This window comes from Streptomyces sp. P5F9 (assembly GCF_057961495.1).
On the sequence record NZ_JBXVPZ010000754.1, the window covers coordinates 1 to 2793 of the forward strand.

General features: G+C 67.4%; 4 protein-coding genes. All 4 read left to right on the top strand.

Annotated elements, in window-relative coordinates:
• Positions 1–250: 250 nt before the first annotated feature.
• The gene (locus AC31A1_RS49560) at positions 251–1132 is read left to right on the top strand and encodes a helix-turn-helix domain-containing protein (RefSeq protein ID WP_489659619.1); all 882 of its coding nucleotides are present in this window, start codon (positions 251–253) and stop codon (positions 1130–1132) included.
• Between the two features lie 10 nt (positions 1133–1142).
• Positions 1143–1325 (top strand): DUF397 domain-containing protein, encoded by a 183-nt coding sequence (locus tag AC31A1_RS49565; RefSeq protein WP_489659620.1) that lies wholly within the window; start codon positions 1143–1145, stop codon positions 1323–1325.
• 86 nt (positions 1326–1411) lie between these two features.
• A complete protein-coding gene (locus AC31A1_RS49570; RefSeq protein WP_489659621.1) occupies positions 1412–1807 on the top strand; it encodes an effector-associated constant component EACC1 in 396 nt (131 codons plus the stop codon).
• Positions 1808–1809: 2 nt separating this feature from the next.
• The coding region (locus AC31A1_RS49575; protein ID WP_489659622.1) for a caspase family protein at positions 1810–2793 on the top strand (984 nt) is incomplete at its 3' end.

Below are 2793 nucleotides of genomic sequence, written 5' to 3' on the forward strand. Positions count from 1 at the left end.
GGGCTCGGCGGGCTGGGTCCATGGGTTTGGCCTCCGGTGTACGAGGGGTCCGAGCCCAGCGATGGCGTCGCCCGCGGAGCGCGGGTGCTCTGTCGGCTTATGGGCAGGGGGAGTTGAGTGGATTCGGTGCGTGACCGATGCCGCACTCAAGGTAGCTCGCAAGGTATTTCATTAACAACCTAATCGCTGAATCGGTGGACCAACTCCCATCGCCAGGGCAGACTTTGGACACGTCGACGAGGAGAGACGCGTGGGACTACGCACCACCATCAGCGAGCGCCAGCGGCGACTCGGCTTCGAGCTCAAACACCTGCGCGAACAGGCAGGGTTGGCGGGCGGTGAAGCAGCCGAGCGGATCGGCATGGGCCGCGTTCAGCTGAGCCAGATCGAGACGGGCAAGACCACCGTCCTGACCCCACGACTCCGGCAGCTCTGCGACCTCTACGGTTGTACAAATAAGGCACATGTCGAGGCTCTGGTCGCCATGTCCGAGGCGACCGGCAAGGGCTGGTGGAGCGCCTATAAGAAGCGCCGCAGCCTGGATGCGCTCAACACGGCCGAGCTGGAAGCGAGTTGCACGGCCCTTCGAATGCACCAGTCGATGTTGATTCCGGGGCTCTTCCAGACGGCCGACTACGCCCGAGCCATCTTCGCCACTCCCGGCCTGGGCTTTGAACGAAGCGAAGGCGCCCTGGAGTTCCGTATGGAGCGACAGCGGGTACTCACCCGCGAGAACCCGCCCTCTGTGCATGCGGTGATCCACGAGTCCGCTCTGCACCTGCGGTTCGGCGGAGTCAACGTGGTCCGAGAGCAGTTGCTGCACCTCATCGAACTGGCGCGGCTGCCCAACGTCACCATCCAGATCTATCCGTTCACCGCCCAGGCTCACCCCGCCCTCAGCGGCAACTTCGTCCACGCCGTCCCAGACGTTCCGGAGTTGGGCACCGTACTGCTCGAACTACCCCTCGGCCTCACATACTTGGGTGACAGGCAGAGCCTGGCCCGGTACGAAGCGCTGTTCCGGTACCTGTCGGAGAACGCCCTCGCCCCCGTCGACGTATCGTTGGCCCCAGAAACACACTCGGTGAAGGACTCGCTGGCACTCATCCAGCATGTGCTCTACACCCTCTAGGGAGGCCCCGATGACTGAACTCGCCTGGCAGAAGTCGACCTTCAGCGGCGGCCCCGAGGGCGAGTGCGTCTACGTCGCCACCGCTCCCGACAAAACGATCCGCCTCCGCGAGAGCGACACCCCGGACGTCACCCTCGCCACCGCCCCCGAGGGCCTCGCCGCCCTGCTGCGGCACCTCAAGCCCCGCGCCTGAGATCCGGCAAGGCACGTCGACTTCCCGAAAATTGGCCCCGCAGACCCTCACCGCTCACCACACTGTGACGCACGGGGGGTGACGTCATGGACGTACTGCTGGGGCTGACGCCGGACAGCGATGTGGATGGTGAGGAGGCCGCGCGGCTCGTGCCCCGGCTTCGGGCCGAGTTACGCGAACTCGACATCGACGCGCTGCACGTGCGCGTGCCGGTGCCTTCCGACGGCGTGCCGCCGGAAGGGGCCAAGGCCGTCGATCCGGTGACCGTCGGCGCCGTGGTGCTCGCCGTGAGCGCCCCCGGCGGGGTCCTCGCCTCGCTCGTCGAGACGCTGCGGGACTGGCTCGGCCGGCAGTCCGCCCGGCACCGTATCTCGGTGACGATCGACGGTGACACGATCGAGCTGGAGCAGGCGACCGCCGAGGAACGCCAGAAGCTGATCGACGAGTTCGTGCGCCGCCACCGGTCGGACGGTGATGAGTAGCCGTGGGACGCCGACTCGCCCTGCTGATCGCGACGTACGCGTACGAGGACGAGGGCCTGCGCCGACTGACCGCACCCGGTCACGACGCGGAGGCACTCGCCGAGGTGCTGCGCGACCCGGAGATCGCCGGGTTCGACGTCACCATCCTGGTCAACGAACCGCACCACCGGATCGGCAAGGCCGTCGGCGAGTTCTTCCGCGACCGGCGCCACGACGACCTCACTCTGCTCTACTTCACCGGTCACGGCCTCAAGGACGACGAGGGCCGACTCCACCTCGCCGCGGCCGACACCCGCCGCGACAACCTCAGGTTCACCTCACTTCCCGCCGAACAGATCGACGGGGCCATGAACGGGTCTCTGTCGCGACAGCAGGTCCTGATCCTCGACTGCTGCTACAGCGGTGCCTTCCCAGCCGCCCGGCTCGCCAAGGGCGACGCCGACGTGCACACCCTGGAACGGTTCCGTGGGCGCGGCCGTACGGTGCTCACCGCCTCGGACGCCACCCAGTACTCGTTCGAGGGCGACCAGGTGAGCGGCAGCGCCCCGCAGTCGGTCTTCACCCGCCATCTGGTGCAGGGCCTGCGCGACGGCACCGCCGACCTCGACAACGACGGCGACATCACGCTCGACGAGCTGTACACCTACGTCCACGACCAGGTCGTCGCCGAGATGCCGCAGCAACGGCCCAAGAAAAAGGACGACGTCGAGGGCCGTATCTTCATCGCCAGGAACATCAACTGGGCCCCGCCCGCCCTTGTGCAGCTCGCCCTGCGCAGCCCGATCGCCGAAGACCGGCTCGGTGCCGTGGATACGCTCGCGCACCTGTACCGGGTCGGCAACGAGACGGTGCGCAGACGCGTGGAGGAGGAACTCCGGCGCCTGACGGAGGACGACAGCCGAAGCGTGTCCGAGGCGGCGGCCTCGCACCTCCAGAAACGACCTGCCGTTCAGATACCCGCACCCTCACCCGCGAAGGCCCCACCC

What these genes read in the sequence shown, in the direction of transcription:
- AC31A1_RS49570 (WP_489659621.1), top strand. Translation starts at nt 1,412, where the DNA reads ATGGACGTACTGCTGGGGCTGACGCCGGACAGCGATGTGGATGGTGAG.
- AC31A1_RS49565 (WP_489659620.1), top strand. Translation starts at nt 1,143, where the DNA reads ATGACTGAACTCGCCTGGCAGAAGTCGACCTTCAGCGGCGGCCCCGAG.